16 protein-coding genes are annotated in these 14,825 nt (G+C 40.1%); 3 read left to right on the forward strand and 13 right to left on the reverse strand.

Features of this window, described 5'->3' with window-relative positions; translation table 11 throughout:
* Window positions 1-25: 25 nt before the first annotated feature.
* From KIH41_RS17445 to KIH41_RS17460, 4 genes are all read right to left on the reverse strand, one after another.
* Window positions 26-346 carry a YtxH domain-containing protein gene (locus KIH41_RS17445; protein WP_214163259.1) on the reverse strand — a complete coding sequence of 107 codons (321 nt, stop codon included), beginning with the start codon at window positions 344-346 and terminating at the stop codon, window positions 26-28.
* A gap of 131 nt (window positions 347-477) precedes the next feature.
* Window positions 478-1,041, reverse strand: coding sequence for a hypothetical protein (locus KIH41_RS17450; RefSeq protein ID WP_214163260.1), 564 nt, complete (start codon window positions 1,039-1,041; stop codon window positions 478-480).
* A gap of 81 nt (window positions 1,042-1,122) precedes the next feature.
* Entirely contained in the window at window positions 1,123-1,431 is a 309-nt protein-coding gene (locus KIH41_RS17455; protein ID WP_214163261.1) for a hypothetical protein, read from the reverse strand.
* A gap of 54 nt (window positions 1,432-1,485) precedes the next feature.
* On the reverse strand, window positions 1,486-1,908 hold the full coding sequence (locus KIH41_RS17460) for a hypothetical protein (protein WP_213946307.1): 423 nt from the start codon (window positions 1,906-1,908) through the stop codon (window positions 1,486-1,488).
* Between the two features lie 245 nt (window positions 1,909-2,153).
* Here KIH41_RS17460 and KIH41_RS17465 point away from each other — a divergent pair, with 245 nt between their 5' ends.
* The 3 genes from KIH41_RS17465 to KIH41_RS17475 all read left to right on the forward strand — a co-directional run bounded on the left by KIH41_RS17465 (window position 2,154) and on the right by KIH41_RS17475 (window position 5,394).
* Window positions 2,154-2,390, forward strand: a complete 237-nt coding sequence (locus tag KIH41_RS17465) for a hypothetical protein (protein WP_213946308.1) — start codon at window positions 2,154-2,156, stop codon at window positions 2,388-2,390.
* A gap of 99 nt (window positions 2,391-2,489) precedes the next feature.
* Window positions 2,490-4,322, forward strand: coding sequence for a flavohemoglobin expression-modulating QEGLA motif protein (locus KIH41_RS17470; RefSeq protein ID WP_214163262.1), 1,833 nt, complete (start codon window positions 2,490-2,492; stop codon window positions 4,320-4,322).
* Window positions 4,323-4,347: 25 nt separating this feature from the next.
* Window positions 4,348-5,394, forward strand: coding sequence for a glutathione synthetase (locus KIH41_RS17475; protein WP_213946310.1), 1,047 nt, complete (start codon window positions 4,348-4,350; stop codon window positions 5,392-5,394).
* Between the two features lie 34 nt (window positions 5,395-5,428).
* Here KIH41_RS17475 and KIH41_RS17480 read toward each other — a convergent pair whose 3' ends face one another.
* The 9 genes from KIH41_RS17480 to KIH41_RS17520 form a co-directional block, all read right to left on the reverse strand.
* Window positions 5,429-6,358: a succinylglutamate desuccinylase/aspartoacylase family protein gene (locus KIH41_RS17480; protein ID WP_214163263.1), complete on the reverse strand. Its 930-nt coding sequence runs from the start codon at window positions 6,356-6,358 to the stop codon at window positions 5,429-5,431.
* 3 nt (window positions 6,359-6,361) lie between these two features.
* The gene (locus KIH41_RS17485; protein ID WP_213946312.1) at window positions 6,362-6,631 is read right to left on the reverse strand and encodes a hypothetical protein; all 270 of its coding nucleotides are present in this window, start codon (window positions 6,629-6,631) and stop codon (window positions 6,362-6,364) included.
* Between the two features lie 34 nt (window positions 6,632-6,665).
* Window positions 6,666-7,520 carry an SDR family oxidoreductase gene (locus KIH41_RS17490; RefSeq protein WP_214163264.1) on the reverse strand — a complete coding sequence of 285 codons (855 nt, stop codon included), beginning with the start codon at window positions 7,518-7,520 and terminating at the stop codon, window positions 6,666-6,668.
* Between the two features lie 2 nt (window positions 7,521-7,522).
* Window positions 7,523-7,666 (reverse strand): hypothetical protein, encoded by a 144-nt coding sequence (locus tag KIH41_RS17495; RefSeq protein WP_213946314.1) that lies wholly within the window; start codon window positions 7,664-7,666, stop codon window positions 7,523-7,525.
* A 543-nt stretch (window positions 7,667-8,209) separates the two neighbouring features.
* The gene (locus tag KIH41_RS17500) at window positions 8,210-9,604 is read right to left on the reverse strand and encodes a sigma-54-dependent transcriptional regulator (protein ID WP_214163265.1); all 1,395 of its coding nucleotides are present in this window, start codon (window positions 9,602-9,604) and stop codon (window positions 8,210-8,212) included.
* 221 nt (window positions 9,605-9,825) lie between these two features.
* Entirely contained in the window at window positions 9,826-10,347 is a 522-nt protein-coding gene (locus tag KIH41_RS18285) for a helix-turn-helix transcriptional regulator (protein ID WP_214163266.1), read from the reverse strand.
* Window positions 10,348-10,547: 200 nt separating this feature from the next.
* Window positions 10,548-11,990, reverse strand: coding sequence for a M48 family metalloprotease (locus KIH41_RS17510; protein ID WP_213946317.1), 1,443 nt, complete (start codon window positions 11,988-11,990; stop codon window positions 10,548-10,550).
* A gap of 139 nt (window positions 11,991-12,129) precedes the next feature.
* Entirely contained in the window at window positions 12,130-13,092 is a 963-nt protein-coding gene (locus KIH41_RS17515; RefSeq protein WP_214163267.1) for a PorP/SprF family type IX secretion system membrane protein, read from the reverse strand.
* A 65-nt stretch (window positions 13,093-13,157) separates the two neighbouring features.
* On the reverse strand, window positions 13,158-14,825 hold a 1,668-nt coding region (locus tag KIH41_RS17520), incomplete at its 5' end, for a T9SS type B sorting domain-containing protein (RefSeq protein WP_214163268.1).

The following is a 14,825-nucleotide window of genomic DNA, read 5'->3' on the forward strand; positions in this document are numbered from 1 at the left end:
AGTCCTAAAATCGGACTTACACAGTTTATGAAATACTCCCTAATGCCGATTTGGCATCATTATTCAATTCACTCCCTTTTTTTTTAGCTTCCTTGGCTAGATCCTCGGACAATGATTTGCCTTTATCGGCTAACTCTTTGATATCTTTATTTACACGAGAAACTTGACTATTGATGTCATCGATTATATGGTTAAATCGGGAACTCAAATCATCAAGATAGTCTTCTCCTTTCTTGGATAGTTTCTTTCTGGTCTTTTTGCCTTCTTCTGGGGCAATAAGAATTCCAATCTGTATACCTACCGCCACACCAGCGGCTATTCCTAACAATACTTTTCCTGCGCTCATAGTTTATTAATTGGTTAAAGTAATAGATAAAAGAGATTATACATCTGATTTTAGAAATGGTAGTAAATTACTAATCAAAAAGTCGCAATTATTATACCATTCATAATAGAATCAATTTGAAGGAAAAATGTTTAGTGAATGTCTAAAACATTACGATTTTTCCATTTATTAACGATGATTTTTCTTTCCTCATCATTTCGAGGATATACGCCAATTACAATATTCCCCTCTTTGATACCCTTTTCATACAGTGTGGCCTTATCCTCCGGAATCCCTAATCCCACAAGCGCTCCAATCAAGCCGCCTGCAATACTTCCAGCGCCTGCTCCCGCCAGTCCAGCGACTATAGGCCCAGCTATCACCACTCCGATCCCCGGAATGAGCAAGGTAGTCCCTATGGCAGCCACCGCACCTGCAATAGCGCCCAAAGCCCCACCCACAAGGGAGCCAGTGCCCGCTCCTTCTGCGGCTTTATTCCCCAATTCGGTGTCATATTTTGATTTGTCTTTATTGTTATAATACCTGGTTCTGGTTTCTTCTGACATCAGAAGATTGATTTCCTCATTTGTATAGCCCAATTGATTAAGATCATCAAAGGCCAATTCGGCATCGTCTCTATTTTTAAACATGCCCACAAGCAAGTTTTTTCGATCAGATTTCTTTTCAGAAACCCTTTTGTCATGATTGTGATCCATTGGTTCTGCGGTTTAGTGGAAGAAAAAAATGCCAGACACAGGGGTCTGGCACTTTTTAGTTGTTATAATGAAGGAAATTGATTACTTATCGTCATCTACTTTATTTCCTTGTGCATCATATTTTTTAGTCCAAGTTTTATCTTCTTTTTGGAAGGTAACTTCATACATCATTTGACCATCTTTGGTTCTCTGATTAGCAGATACAATTCTTGCGTCCTTATCTTCCATATCATTATCAATGGCATCCTTTACAGGTTGCGGTAGATTTTCAGGAGCTACTCTAGTGGTTTCCTGATAGATTTCAGTTGAATTCAATACTGGAACAGTAGCAGCATTTACAGATGCAAAACCGAATGTTCCTAAAGCGCAAATTAACATTAACTTTTTCATGATAAATTGTGGTTTATGGTTATTAATTAAATTGAAAATTTTCTATTTTAACAATTACTGATCAGTTCTGTTACCGTCCTGATCATATGTTACGGTACTTTCTTGACCGCCTTGGTCTCTAAAGGTCATTTCATAATACGTGATACCATCCCTAGTATATCTTTGGGTTCTTGTCATCTCCCTGTTTTGAAGGTTGGCATCATTATCTACCCTACTCTGGATATTCTGAGGCACATTGGCTCTGTCTACATCTTGTCTATCCATTTCACGGTGAGTCCCTGGAGTTGTTTCCCCTCCCCTATTAGGCTCTCTGTCCAAGTTTGTTCGGTTATGGTCTACATCTGTTCTTCTAGAGGTATCCTCTAAAACAGCTCTGCCATCCGCATCGTTGGTTCTGTCACCGGTATTGGGAGAATTGTCGCAAGCCCCCATCATAAGGGCTATTGGAATTCCTGCTAAATACAATAACTTTTTCATGGCATTAAGTGGTTAGTTTTTCAATTGATCAATTTTGATCTTCAGGTTACCAAGTACCCAAATCCTATGCCATAAGTTTATTTTTATAATTTTTTATAGTTAAAAGATGATTTTTCAAATTGGTTAAACATTTGATGTATGTTAGGCATTATAATTTTGTATTATTATGTACTTTTGAAAACAACAATCATTAATCACCTATTTTAATTGTTTTATTCATTTTAACACTTAAAAAACGTATACAAATGAAAAATAGCCTAACGCTTCTTTCCAAAATCAAAACCCAAGTCTTATTAATTGCAGCATTTATGTTCTCATTGGCAATAAATGCCCAAGTCCCTCGGGACATCCCCACAGATACGGGGCCCTTGGAAGTAGATTCAACCTTTGATATTATCCTTTATATCGTATTGCCTATTGTAATTATCATCTTCTTTTTCGTTTACAGAGCCGCCAAAAAGAAAAGGGATCGGGAGGGTTAATGAAGTGACACTTTTCAACAAAAGTGTTACAAAATAACCACAACTTAAGAATTAAAGTCTCCTGCCAACTGGTTCCAATTTATCAAATGGCCATAAATTATGAATGAAAAAACCAAAGAGTCAATTCAAAAGGCCTTAAAGACAGGCAAATCACTCAATTTAAATCTGGAACAATTCGGAAAAGTAAAAATAGAGAGACGCCTGCCTTTCCTTTTGGTCTATAGAAATCCTGAACCAGACAATAAGAAAATATTACGGCTAGTATTGGGCGAATCATCCTATATCATTACCAATATTGAGCAGACAGCCAATGGTAAAATAGCCGACATAATAAAATTAATATCCAAAACCCTGTCGGAAGAATACCGGGCAGTAATGATCATTGAAATTTGGATTGGGAGCCCTGAGTGCAATACCTTTAAAATAAAAACCTCCAAAGAAAAAGCTCCTGCCACTGTAGAAACGCTCTACGAGGGACTGGTGGACTTCTGCTCCCACCAGCATGAACTGAAAACTGAAATTGAATATACACCGCACAGACATCCGGACAATTTGGATCCAATCCTAACTTTGGATCAATGTCAAGAGGTAGGTGCTTACCTGGTCGGTTTGGAAATCCCTCCATTCTTCAAAGATGAAGAAAAGGATGAGTTCTATTATATGGTTTTTAGGGATTTTAAAAGCCAATTTTCTAAAATCCTGCGTAAATCCATCTATGAATTTATCCGTGTGCAGACTACATTTGATATTCGCAATTATCAGGTATTGGGAAGCACCACGATAAGCCCCTCGGTTTGGGATGTGGACAAGCAATTATTCAAAATTCAGGAAAATTTTCAGTTCCTGCTTTTGATCTCTCCTATCAATACCATGGAGGCCAAAGCTGAGTTCATTGACCATAACTTCAGAATTAACCCCAAATTTCTCTACAGGCTATTGCCCATTGATCCTGATCAGCTGAAGGAAGAATTGTTTAAAATCAATATCCGAAGCATTGAGGATCCTACGTTGGCATTCTTGTTTTCTGACAAAAGGGAGGAACTTGAAAAGCAGATAACCATGCTCAAAGAAAGGGGAACATCCAATTTCATGTTTAGCAGTATACGCCTTTACAGCTCCGTAGATAAAGACCTTTATGAGACTGCCCGCTATTTATTAAAAGAAATTCCCCCGGAGGATTTCAGTAATTCCCGTTGGGTGGAAGCTGAGGAGCTGGCTGAAAGGTGCCGCGAGGAGGTGAAATATTATCAAAAGGAATATCCAAAACTCGACGCCAAAGTAGAGGTAAAAAACGATATCGTAGGGATGCTCGTTTCCAAAGGGCAGCTCTATATTGGTAAAAGCTTTAAAGTGCCCGAAGAAAGAGTTGAGGCCTTGGTTCACCATGAAATTGGAACCCATGTTTTGACCTTTTATAATGGACTTGCCCAGCCTTTCAAACAGTTGAGCATCGGATTTGCTGATTATGAAGAATTACAGGAGGGAATTGCCGTGCTGGCAGAGTATCTGGTAGGCGGCCTCACCGGTGATAGGTTGCGGTTGCTGGCTGCCAGAGTAGTGGCTGGCCATTGTCTTACGGAAGGGTCCACTTTTGAGGAAACTTTTTTGGAGCTTACCGAACATTATAATTTGGACCGCGAATCAGCTTTTCAGGTGACGGCCAGGATCCATCAGGGGGGCGGCTGTACCAAGGACATCATTTATCTCAGGGGACTTATCAAATTAATAGATTACCTCAAGGAAGGAGGTGAACTTGAACCGCTATTTATCGGAAAAATAGCCCTGAAGCATATTCCATTAATGGAGGAATTGAGAATGCGGGATATTTTAAAACCAGCGCCAATGACACCCAGGTTTCTGCTCAATGAGAAATCTTTGGAAAGATTGGAGAAAGTCAAGGAAGGCCTCTCCCTAATCGACATGATCAAATAAAAATTAACCACTTTAAACCACTAACATGAAAATTGGAGTAGTAGTAAATGATATTTCAACTGAAGAGGCCTGGTATGACACCACTTTATTGCTTTCGGCGGCTGTTCACAAAGGGCATGATGTTTATATTATGGGTGTCGGCGATCTAAATTACATGGCTAATGGTCATATGGGGGCATTTGCAGTTAAAGTAAAAAATGGCAAAAGCAGAAGTATGGAAAATTTCTTGAAAAATATCCAAGCTGATGCGAAGGAAAGAGTCCACATATCTTCTGAAGAGCTCGACGTGATTTTTTTGCGCAATAATCCATGTGAAGACATCGGAGACAGAGCCTGGGCCCAAACTGCCGGAATGATTTTTGGCCAAATTGCACTAGAGAAAGGGGTTCTTGTTCTCAATGACCCCTACAGCTTAATGACTGCCTTCAATAAAATGTATTTTCAGCATTTTCCCGAGGAAGTTAGACCCCGAACTTTGATTTCCAGAAATGCTGATGATATTAAAGAATTTTATAAGGAACAAGGTGAAAAAATAATCTTAAAACCACTTCAGGGCTCCGGAGGAAAAGATGTGTTTCTCATGGACAATTCCACCAATTTGAACCAAATTGTGGAATCTATTAACCGGTATGGATATGTGATTGCCCAAGAATATTTACCCGCCGCAAAGGATGGCGACATCCGGGTGATTATGCTCAATGGTAAGATTCTTGAAATAAAAGGGAAGTCGGCAGCTATGCACCGTGTCAATAAAGCGGATGATATAAGAAGCAACATCCATGCGGGAGGTGTACCCCAAAAGGCACAAATCACAGATGAGATCCGCAGGCTCTGTAATATCGTAGGTCCAAAACTAAAAAGAGATGGAATGTTTATGGCCGGAATTGATATCGTAGGAGACAAAATCATGGAATTAAACCTTGATAGTCCCGGAGGCATCGTGAGTATTGAGAAACTGGAAAAAGAAAAGTTTGCCGCAAAGATTATAGACGCCATCGAAAAGAAAATCGAATATCAGAAATATTATGATGGAAAATTGCCCAACTCCTATTTGGCAACACTGGACGTCTAAGAATAAGGCCGGAAATCCATCCGGCCTTATTTTTTTACTGTACTATGAAAAACCCATCGCTACCTTGACTTTGGTAGAGCGGTAAAAATATTCTTCCATCCATGGGCGCAAATACCTGCTCATTGTTTGAATGAGCGAGCAATTCTCCTTTTTTGACTTCCTTAAAATTTGAATAACCTGGTTCCATTTTGAATAGATCCCCCTCATCTATGTGGTGCCGGTAGACAACTTTGTATCCCTCCTCTCCTCCAAAGGTTTCTTTCAGTCTATTGTAATAATGATCATAATCCCTAATATCCGATTTTTCAACCAGTCCGGAATTTACCAACCCCACTATCACCATGGCCTCATGGTAATCCACAGATTCTGGTGCCTCATGCTGACCGGCCTCTACGGTGAATCCTACATGACCAAGCAAAGTCAAATAATGGTCGAAATGACCAGGAATATATTTTTCAATACCCTTAGCAACAGGCAAAGGAAACTTCATGGCAAAACCATAACTTTCCTCCCCTTTGTTGACACTTATATAAGGTACCGTTGGTGAGGAAGTCGTATGCAGATCCATGAAGAAAAGCCTAGTGGAATTGGGGTTTTCCTCAATTTCTTGAATAACTTTCAAAAGCTCTTTGAATTCCTTGGCTTCATGAAAACTCAGCTCCTCAACCATTTCAATCTTAGAGGCATTATCAGGAGTACACACCCTGTTTAAATCACGGTCCACTAATCGCACTTGGTTCTTTAAGGCCTCTAAATTTCCACTTACACCAATTATTTGGCCTTTGAACTGTGGCTTTTCCTGCTCTAATTTTTTAAATACCCTCTTTAAAGCCAATACCCCACTTGGTTCATTTCCATGAACTCCAGCGCTTACCAATAAAGTTGGCCCCTTGATGGGTGAAGATGGGTATTTGCCAAGAATTCGGTTAAGGTTAAGATCTTGGACTTTTCCTTCATTTCTCATGGGTCAATCATTCTTGTAGCGATCTCTTTCATCAGAAGGCCCTTCCTCAGCTTCTTTACTTCGGCCCATTTTGTCATCCTTTTCGGGTTTGTCCTTTTTACCAGGTTTTGCATTCGGATCAGGATCCACAAATTCCTCAATTGCTTCATCTTTTTTATGCTCGTCTCTTTGAGGACGGTTTTCAGGGGACTCCTTCCGGTCATCATCATTGTTAGAACCAAAATGAAATGGAATAAATGTGGAAATGGGGATATTGAAATTAAGATTGTTCATGATTTTGCTATTTAGTTGTTGGTGGTATAAATGCTTACGTATTGATGATCTCGCCTCCATTGGGATGCAGAAACTGCCCAGTCATATAACTGGAATCTTCCGAGGCAAGAAACACATAACTAGGGGCAACTTCAACAGGCTCGCCTGGCCTTCCCAATGGGACATCTGTACCAAACTCATCCACATGCTCCTTAGAAAATGTGGCAGGAATTAAAGGAGTCCAGATTGGGCCAGGAGCGACTCCGTTTACTCTGATGCCTTTAGAAGCCAGATTTTTGGCCAAGGATCTGGTGAAGGAAACAATCGCTCCTTTTGTAGAGGCATAATCAATCAGATGATCGCTGCCTCTATATGCAGTCACGGAGGAAGTGTTGATTATAGAGCTTCCCTTTTTCAAATGAGGGAGGGCAGCTTTAGAAATGTAGAAAAACGAAAAGATATTGGTCTCAAAAGTTTCTGCAAGTTGACTCTCGCTAATATCTTCGAAATTCTCCTTTGGAAACTGTTTAGCGGCATTATTGACAACTATATCAAGTTGGCCAAATTTACCAATGGCCTTATCGATTAATTCCTTACAGTGAACTGCACTACGCACATCTCCTTTGATAATTAAAGCTTTTTGCCCCTGGTCTTCCACCATTTTACGGGTTTCCAGCGCATCTTTATCTTCATCTAGATACGAAATGACCACATTAGCGCCGTGTTGTGCAAAAGCTACGGCCACGGCTCTGCCTATCCCGCTGTCTCCACCAGTGATTAAAGCTACTTTCCCTTTTAACTTAGGACCTATCGCATTGCTTCTTTCGACTTTCGGTTCCGGATGCATCTCATGCTCCTTTCCAGGCTGGGAGGACTGAGATTGTGCTGGCTTTGACTGTTGGTCCGACATAGCTATCTATTTTCTGTACTGAAAGTCCATTGGTGTACAGTAACTTCCGATTTCCTAATGATCCTTTGCCTTTTCTTCTTGGTGGTGTTTGATAGGTCATTAGACATGGTTTCTCTGGCATTAAAAGGTTGGCTTGAATTTTCCATAGTTTAAAACAATTTTTTATTTGAATATTAACACCAAAACCATTCCAAAGTATTAATATCCTATGTTTGTCTTCTTAAATATTATAGAAATTATCAGTTATCAAACGGAAGCCAACATCAATCAACTAATTCCTGAAATAAATCAATTTTTTAACTTTAAATTATTATCAAACAGTAGATTACATGGGTATCTTAAAATTTTTTAAAAAAATGCTTACCGACTCTATGATTTGGAATGGTTTTGGTTTATAATTACATATCTGAAAAGGAAGCTGGGAACCTGATCGGATACTTTTAAAATGATTTTTAATTCGCTATAAAAAACATTGCCCTTTAATCGGCGAATTGGGATTGAGATTTTTTTACCTACATTTTTTGCTGGGCAGCATATTACACAAAAAAGGCCTTCGATTGAAGGCTTTTTTTGTTTCACTCCATTAACAACTTTGTAAGAACAATGGCTAATAAAACAGTGAAGGCGCAGAAAAAGTAAAGTATGTAACTCTGCTCTTTCTGCGCCTCCACTGTTATTTTTACGTCACCTTAATATTCTATATTAAGCATCCTAAGTTTACTATAAAGCGTCTTCCTATTAATATTCAAAATTTCGGCTGCCTTGGTTTTATTGTAATGTACTTCCTTAAGCACCTCCATTATTCTTTTGCTCTCCGCTATCTTGGCGGTGGATTTCAAATCAGGCTCCATGGCGTCTTCATGAATTTGACTCAGATAATTATCTGTGGCATTTTCTTTTTCCTGCATAGCTTGAAGGAAATGAAGAGGAAGTGTGTCCTTTTCGATCACATGGTTTGAACTGCTTAATAGACAGGCTCTCCTAATCAGGTTGCGGAGCTCTCTCACATTCCCTGGCCAATTGTACCGTTTGAAATACTGATAAACCTCGTCTGAAAGCACAGGTTTTTCCTTATTCAATTCCTGACTGGTTTTTTCTAAAAAGTAATCAATGAAAATGGGCAGGTCTTTGGTTCTTTCCCGCAATGGTGGTACCCTTAAGGTAAATTCATTTAATCTATAATATAAATCTTCCCTAAACAAAGCCCCGCCAGACTTATTGAAAAGATCCTCATTTGTGGCTACTATAATCCTCACATCTACAGGGATTTCCTTTAGACTGCCCACTCTTCTTATCACCTTTTCCTGCAAGGCCCGAAGTAAGGCCATCTGAATATCCAAAGAGAGGTTGGCTATCTCATCCAAGAAAACCGTTCCTCCTTCAGCCATTTCAAATACCCCTGTCTTGGCACAAGTGGCTCCTGTGAATGCTCCTTTTTCATGGCCAAAAAGTTCACTGGCGGCAATTTCCTTAGAAAGGCTTCCGCAATCGATCGCCATAAAAGGCTTATCTCGCCTGGAACTTTCCATATGGATTAACCTGGCAAGACTTTCCTTACCAGTCCCGGTTTCTCCTTCAATAATTACCGTGTAATTAGTCGGACCAACAAGTTTCACATGCTGGATCATTTTCTTTGAAGCCTCACTTTCCCCATAAACATAGTCCATCATTGTTGTGGATTTGGGGACCTGCTTGGAAATTTCACTATTCCCTTTCCCATCATTTCCTTGGGAAAGACCGTGTTCGATCACAGAAATCAGTTCGTCTGGATTTAAGGGCTTGGCCAAGTAGTGATAAGCTCCTCCCTTGATTAAGTCTACAGCCACCCGAAGGTTTACATATCCTGTGATAAAGACTACCACAGTTTCAGGAGCAATAATTTTAATTTCCTCAAAAACCTGAGACCCGTCCATGTCTCCAAGCCTGTAATCACAGATTACCAGGTCGAATTTTTCTTCTTTTAGTTGGCTTATGGCTTGCTTGCCTTGTGTTGAAATACTTACGTCATACCCTTTTTTCGTCAAAAATTTATCCAAAAGGTTACAGGTAGATAACTCATCATCTATTATCAAAATTTTACTCATAGGAATTGTATATGGTATGTTTGCGGTTTAGTCCCATAAAGATAAGATAAATTTTACAATAAACTGTCACGTAATAGTTATATAACCTGAAATTTTGCACACAAGTTTTACTTTTTAAAAAGGAATCTTCACTATTTAAGAAATAAGAAGGAAATAATCCAACTCAAACTGAATAAAAAAAGGGCACCGTTCAGTGCCCTTTCGAATCTCTACTCAAAAATCTAGGCCTCAATGAGATCACGGCCTGAATCCTTGTAAAACTTCAAATATTCCCGGGGCGGAAGGCCAAAGTATTTCTTAAAATTTATGGCAAAGTGTTGATGGTCCCTATAACCAACCTGTCTTGAAATTTCATCTACGTTTCCAAAGTTGTATTTCAGCAAAAAAGCGGCCTTTTTCATTCGGCTTGATACGATGTACTCTTCCGGAGTTTGATGCATCAGCTTTGTGACGATGGAATGGAGCTCACCTAAGCTGCACCTAAGTTCCCTTGCCAAGTGATCAGCTGAGAAATTAGGGTTGGAAAGATTGGCAGCCATAATAGAGTGGATTTTCCTGCCATATTTATTTTTCAAGGAAATCTGCTTCAAATCAGTAAAATACTCATTATCGGCACTTTTGGGCTTCCCTCTTTTAAAAGCTTTTGGAAAATAGATCCTCTTACCAACATATAGAATGTAAAAGCCCACCAATCCCCAAATGAGGGTCGCAAAAATCAGATAATATGGTGCAAATCCTTCCACTTAATAATTCGTTTAAATAATCTGGACACACATTCCTTGAAAAGGACTATTAAAATAGCAAAAAAAATTCATCTTCCGAAGATTTTGATATATCTAAATCAAAATTTTTACAATGAAATGCATTTGTATGAAATTATTCCAATTAGCACCTATCGGACGCATTTTCTACCTTGAAATTTAAGAAAGCCTAAATTATCCGATTATTTTGTTAGCTTGATTAGGGTTCCAGATGGAATTTCTTGATCCAAGTCCATACCGTTCAATATCCCCATTCGATCCATATCCTCTGGCTTCACCCCATTAGCTGTCAAAAATTCTCTGAGGCTAATTGCTTTATTAGTCCTTTCCAAAGCAATCCTCAAAGGTTTTCTATCCAATTTTTCCTGGTCCTTCAAATCCGCAAAACTGTTGATGCTTTGCTCAATGGCAGTCCTATAACCTCCAAAATCCTGTTGGCCTGCGGCGCCGAGTAAGCTATAAAGCTTGCCACCATGGGAAATAATAGCCAGCCGAACTCGGATTTGGTTACTCTCTTGCTTTTGGACTCCTTCCACGATTGTGGCATCCAGCCCGTTTATCTTTTTGTTCTCAATTTGGGTTTCCACCAATTGAAATTGTTCCACTGCTTTATTGGCGGCCCCCTGTGTACTTTCCCCTGATGCCAGCGTCAAAAGCATCACGGCATTCCCCTCCTTGGGAGCCAACTGTACTTGGCTCGGCGTGTTTTGATAATTCCAGCCTGAGGGTGTATCAAATCGGAATCGAAGATCTGGGTGATAAAATACACGGTCCTCCAAAAATCCCTGGCGCGGATCTTCCCCATAAACCATCCCTTCTATCATTTTCAAATAAGACTCACGGTTTACCTTGGGGTCCTGTAGCCCTTCCTTTTGCTGCCACTCTTGCGCCAGCTGCCCTACCCTCTTGTTTCTATCTGCAGGCGAAGGATGGGAGGAAAGAAAGTCCGGCAAGGGGGAAGCCCCAGAACTGACCTGCTGTCTTTCCAAGGTTCGGAAAAAACCTGCCATTTCACGAGCATCATAGCCCACTTGGGTGGAATAAATTACTCCAAGTTCATCCGATTCCCTTTCTGCATCCCTTCCATATTTCAAAAACAAGATGCCCAACGCCTGGCTGGCGGGATCTAGAAACTGTGCCAGTTCAGGCTTTGCAATCAACCCGGCCAAAATCCCAACTTGGGCTAGAATACCTTTTGACTGTTGCCTTACGGAATGTCTCGCCGTGATATGACCAATCTCATGTCCCAGTACGCCTGCAAATTCCGCCTCATTATTAAAGTGGGCCATGATCCCACGGGTGAAGTAAACATAACCTCCAGGAACGGCAAAGGCATTCAAAATCGGTGAATCCAAAATCTTGAACTCATACTCCAAATTGCTTCTATGGGATATGGCAGCCATTTCCTGCCCTTTTTCATCAATGAAAGCCTGAATTTTATCATGCTCGTAAAGCCCATAGGACTGGACAATCTGCGGATCATACTCCCTTCCCATGGCGATTTCACGACTTTCTGAAATTAGCACAAAATCCCTTTTGCCGGTCACTGGATTTTTGGCGCAGGCACTACTTAATAGTACAATTCCAAAAATAATGTGTAGTCTAAATAGCTTTTTAAGTTTCATAGTATTACTTATAAAATTCATGCGGCAATATTTCTTTTAAAAACTCCCAAAAATAAAAATTCAGGTAAAATAAATTTGGCTAACCTTATATGGTTAGCCAAATTTAAGAGGATTTAAACAAATAAAACTCATATAGCAACTACCAAATTGCAATTTGATTCCGGCCTCTAAACCTATCATCTTCTTTAAATAGCTTTAAAATAACCATAAACTCATGGATGGTTCCTCCCATGATCAAACTTCTTTGAACTGGCAATTCATAAATATACCCTAGCTGTAGATTCTGCATCACAAACCCTGCTTGAAAATTATTGGCATAATTCAGCCTATGCCCCCCTCCTAACCATAATCTATTCATAAAGAGTGCTTTTGCATTTACTTCCAAATTGGAAGGATGCCTAACTTGTTCTCGATAGAAAGCATTTCCAATTATGGCTAGATTTTCAGAAACCAATCCTCTGCCACCAACTTGCACAATGTAGGAAACCGGTTTTCCATCCATGAAGTTGTCACCTTTTGATAATCTACCTCGGTTAACATTGTGCATCCCATAAGAGAAATAATAGTTTTCGTGAGTTAGCGCTATGCCGATGTTGAAGTCCAAGATTTGCATATCGGCAAAACTTCCAATATAACCTTGAAGGGTCTGATCACTTTGTTGCTCCGTATTCAAGGCGGTGCCATCTAACCTTACATTCATATAGTTAATCCCAGCACCAAGCCGCACATTATGGCTTTCAGAAATCCGAATTCTTGTGGCATACCCCGTTATTAGCTCAGTTTCATTAAAGGCCCCATAACGGTCAAAAAGCAGGTTGATACTGGCTGCATTACGCCCGGTTAGACTTGGATGAGAATTACCTGCCATTTCTGCAAAATCAAATTCCCCGCTAAAAAACATTGTTTTAGGTGCTCCTTGGAAACCGCCCCATTGATTCCTGACAAATCCACGTATTGCACTACCTTCATACCCTGTCAATCCAGGGTTATAATAACTCTGGAAAAAACTGAATTGGCTGATGTATTTCCTGGATTGGCTTTTAGCCTCTTGAGCAAAAAGTCCAATTATCAACACCAGAACATATTTAAAAATACTCTTCATCACTTTCTGAATTAAAATCTAAAAATAAACAGGCAGATAGGCTAACCTACCTGCCCGTTCTAACTTTACTTTCTCAACAAATTGAGTGTACCACGTCTTACATCTCCGTTTCGACCATATTCCACCACATAGAAGTAGGCACCAACAGGCAGATTTCGACCTTGTTGTTTTCCATCCCAGTAGACACTTGGATCATTGGTTTGGAATACCTGGTTACCTGCTCTGTCAAAGATTATAATTCTAACATCTTTCACTCCGATAAGCTCTTTTATACCCCAAGTGTCATTTACCCCATCATTATCAGGAGTGAAGGTATTGAATATTTCAATTTCAGCGAGACCTGAATTCTCAGGGTAAAGCGTAAAGTTTCTGCTGATCATATTTCCTACCCTATCGGTGGTTTGGATGGCTACCTGGTAGCTAGGTTTGCTGTTTGCATGCTCTGTACTGTTCCAGGTCAGTCTGCCGTTTACGATGCTGAAGAAGCTGTTGTCCAATAAGCTGCTGTCCAGCCCATATTCATGCACATCATCAGCCTCATCCACAGTACTCAGATCCGCAATTGAAGTCCCAGCAGTTATGCCTTTGGCGATCACTTGGCTGCTCAAGAGGATATTGGTTGGTAGGGATTTGTCTTCTACAAGAATCGGGATAATAATGGAGCCGATATTTCTTGCATTGGCACTTACCACCTCACCGTTGATCTCATAGAATCCTGCTACAATTGGATCGTAGCCATTGCTGAACCATTTGAATTGTGCGTTATCACCCTTCATAAGTTCACCGCCGATTTTGTTCAAAGTAGTCTGCAGTTCCTCGAAAGAGGTCTTCCAAGTAACATTCACCAAATCAGCGAGTAGTTCGTTTGTATCTTCGAAACCAGGCTCTTCACCTTCTCTGTAGGAAATGTTGCAGCTACCGATAAATGAACCTGGACTATTGGTTAACAATGCGTCCACAGCATTAGCACTTACACAAATTGTGTTTCGCTTGCCATTCGGAGTTACATGACAAACCTGCACTTTCGTCTGATTGCCGTTACCATTTCCGCAGGAAGCTTCGACTGAAACAATTTTGGAGAAAATTGTATTTCCTACACATTTTCCATCTACAATTAGCTCAACCATGTATTCTTTAGTAAAGTCACCATTTGCTACCACTTTGAAAGTTGATTTTGTTTCACCTGATATTAAGGAGAAGTTGCCTTCAACATTTCTTGAATACCATTTGTAGCTTACCTCAGGATATCCGGAAGGCTTGTATGTTGCTGTCAATACAGTGCTAGAAGGCAATCCTAAGGAACTTGCTGCCCCATCAAATATGACCACATTGCCATTTGAGTTGGCTGCAACATTTGAATTGATGAATGCCTGCAGAATTGTCAATTGTGCTGGAGCCGAAGTTTGCGAACCTGACAGGTTACTTGAATTCGGAACAAATTCAGCAGTTATATCATAGAGTGCTCCAAGAGCCAAGCTTATATCCAATTTACCAGAGAAAACTCCATTTGTAACAGAAGATTCGTTGAACGTACCTATTGAATTACCATTGTTTTTGAAGGTGATTTTGCCGCCTGTATTATTGACTTCAAATTGAGCGCTTGAACTTACAGTAGCGGTAAGGGTTACTTCACCACCATCACAATTAGCTATCGAGTTAACTAGGAAAATTGAGGTTAAGGCCTTGGTAACCGTCAGCGTTCCGTTCTCATTGCTCACCTCATAGTTGCCAAG

The organism is Litoribacter ruber (assembly GCF_018500185.1).
Lineage (GTDB): Bacteria > Bacteroidota > Bacteroidia > Cytophagales > Cyclobacteriaceae > Litoribacter > Litoribacter ruber.

What these genes read in the sequence shown, in the direction of transcription:
- KIH41_RS17445 (WP_214163259.1), bottom strand. Translation starts at nt 346, where the DNA reads ATGAGCGCAGGAAAAGTATTGTTAGGAATAGCCGCTGGTGTGGCGGTA.
- KIH41_RS17450 (WP_214163260.1), bottom strand. Translation starts at nt 1,041, where the DNA reads ATGGATCACAATCATGACAAAAGGGTTTCTGAAAAGAAATCTGATCGA.
- KIH41_RS17455 (WP_214163261.1), bottom strand. Translation starts at nt 1,431, where the DNA reads ATGAAAAAGTTAATGTTAATTTGCGCTTTAGGAACATTCGGTTTTGCA.
- KIH41_RS17460 (WP_213946307.1), bottom strand. Translation starts at nt 1,908, where the DNA reads ATGAAAAAGTTATTGTATTTAGCAGGAATTCCAATAGCCCTTATGATG.
- KIH41_RS17465 (WP_213946308.1), top strand. Translation starts at nt 2,154, where the DNA reads ATGAAAAATAGCCTAACGCTTCTTTCCAAAATCAAAACCCAAGTCTTA.
- KIH41_RS17470 (WP_214163262.1), top strand. Translation starts at nt 2,490, where the DNA reads ATGAATGAAAAAACCAAAGAGTCAATTCAAAAGGCCTTAAAGACAGGC.
- KIH41_RS17475 (WP_213946310.1), top strand. Translation starts at nt 4,348, where the DNA reads ATGAAAATTGGAGTAGTAGTAAATGATATTTCAACTGAAGAGGCCTGG.
- KIH41_RS17480 (WP_214163263.1), bottom strand. Translation starts at nt 6,358, where the DNA reads ATGAGAAATGAAGGAAAAGTCCAAGATCTTAACCTTAACCGAATTCTT.
- KIH41_RS17485 (WP_213946312.1), bottom strand. Translation starts at nt 6,631, where the DNA reads ATGAACAATCTTAATTTCAATATCCCCATTTCCACATTTATTCCATTT.
- KIH41_RS17490 (WP_214163264.1), bottom strand. Translation starts at nt 7,520, where the DNA reads ATGTCGGACCAACAGTCAAAGCCAGCACAATCTCAGTCCTCCCAGCCT.
- KIH41_RS17495 (WP_213946314.1), bottom strand. Translation starts at nt 7,666, where the DNA reads ATGGAAAATTCAAGCCAACCTTTTAATGCCAGAGAAACCATGTCTAAT.
- KIH41_RS17500 (WP_214163265.1), bottom strand. Translation starts at nt 9,604, where the DNA reads ATGAGTAAAATTTTGATAATAGATGATGAGTTATCTACCTGTAACCTT.
- KIH41_RS17510 (WP_213946317.1), bottom strand. Translation starts at nt 11,990, where the DNA reads ATGAAACTTAAAAAGCTATTTAGACTACACATTATTTTTGGAATTGTA.
- KIH41_RS17515 (WP_214163267.1), bottom strand. Translation starts at nt 13,092, where the DNA reads ATGAAGAGTATTTTTAAATATGTTCTGGTGTTGATAATTGGACTTTTT.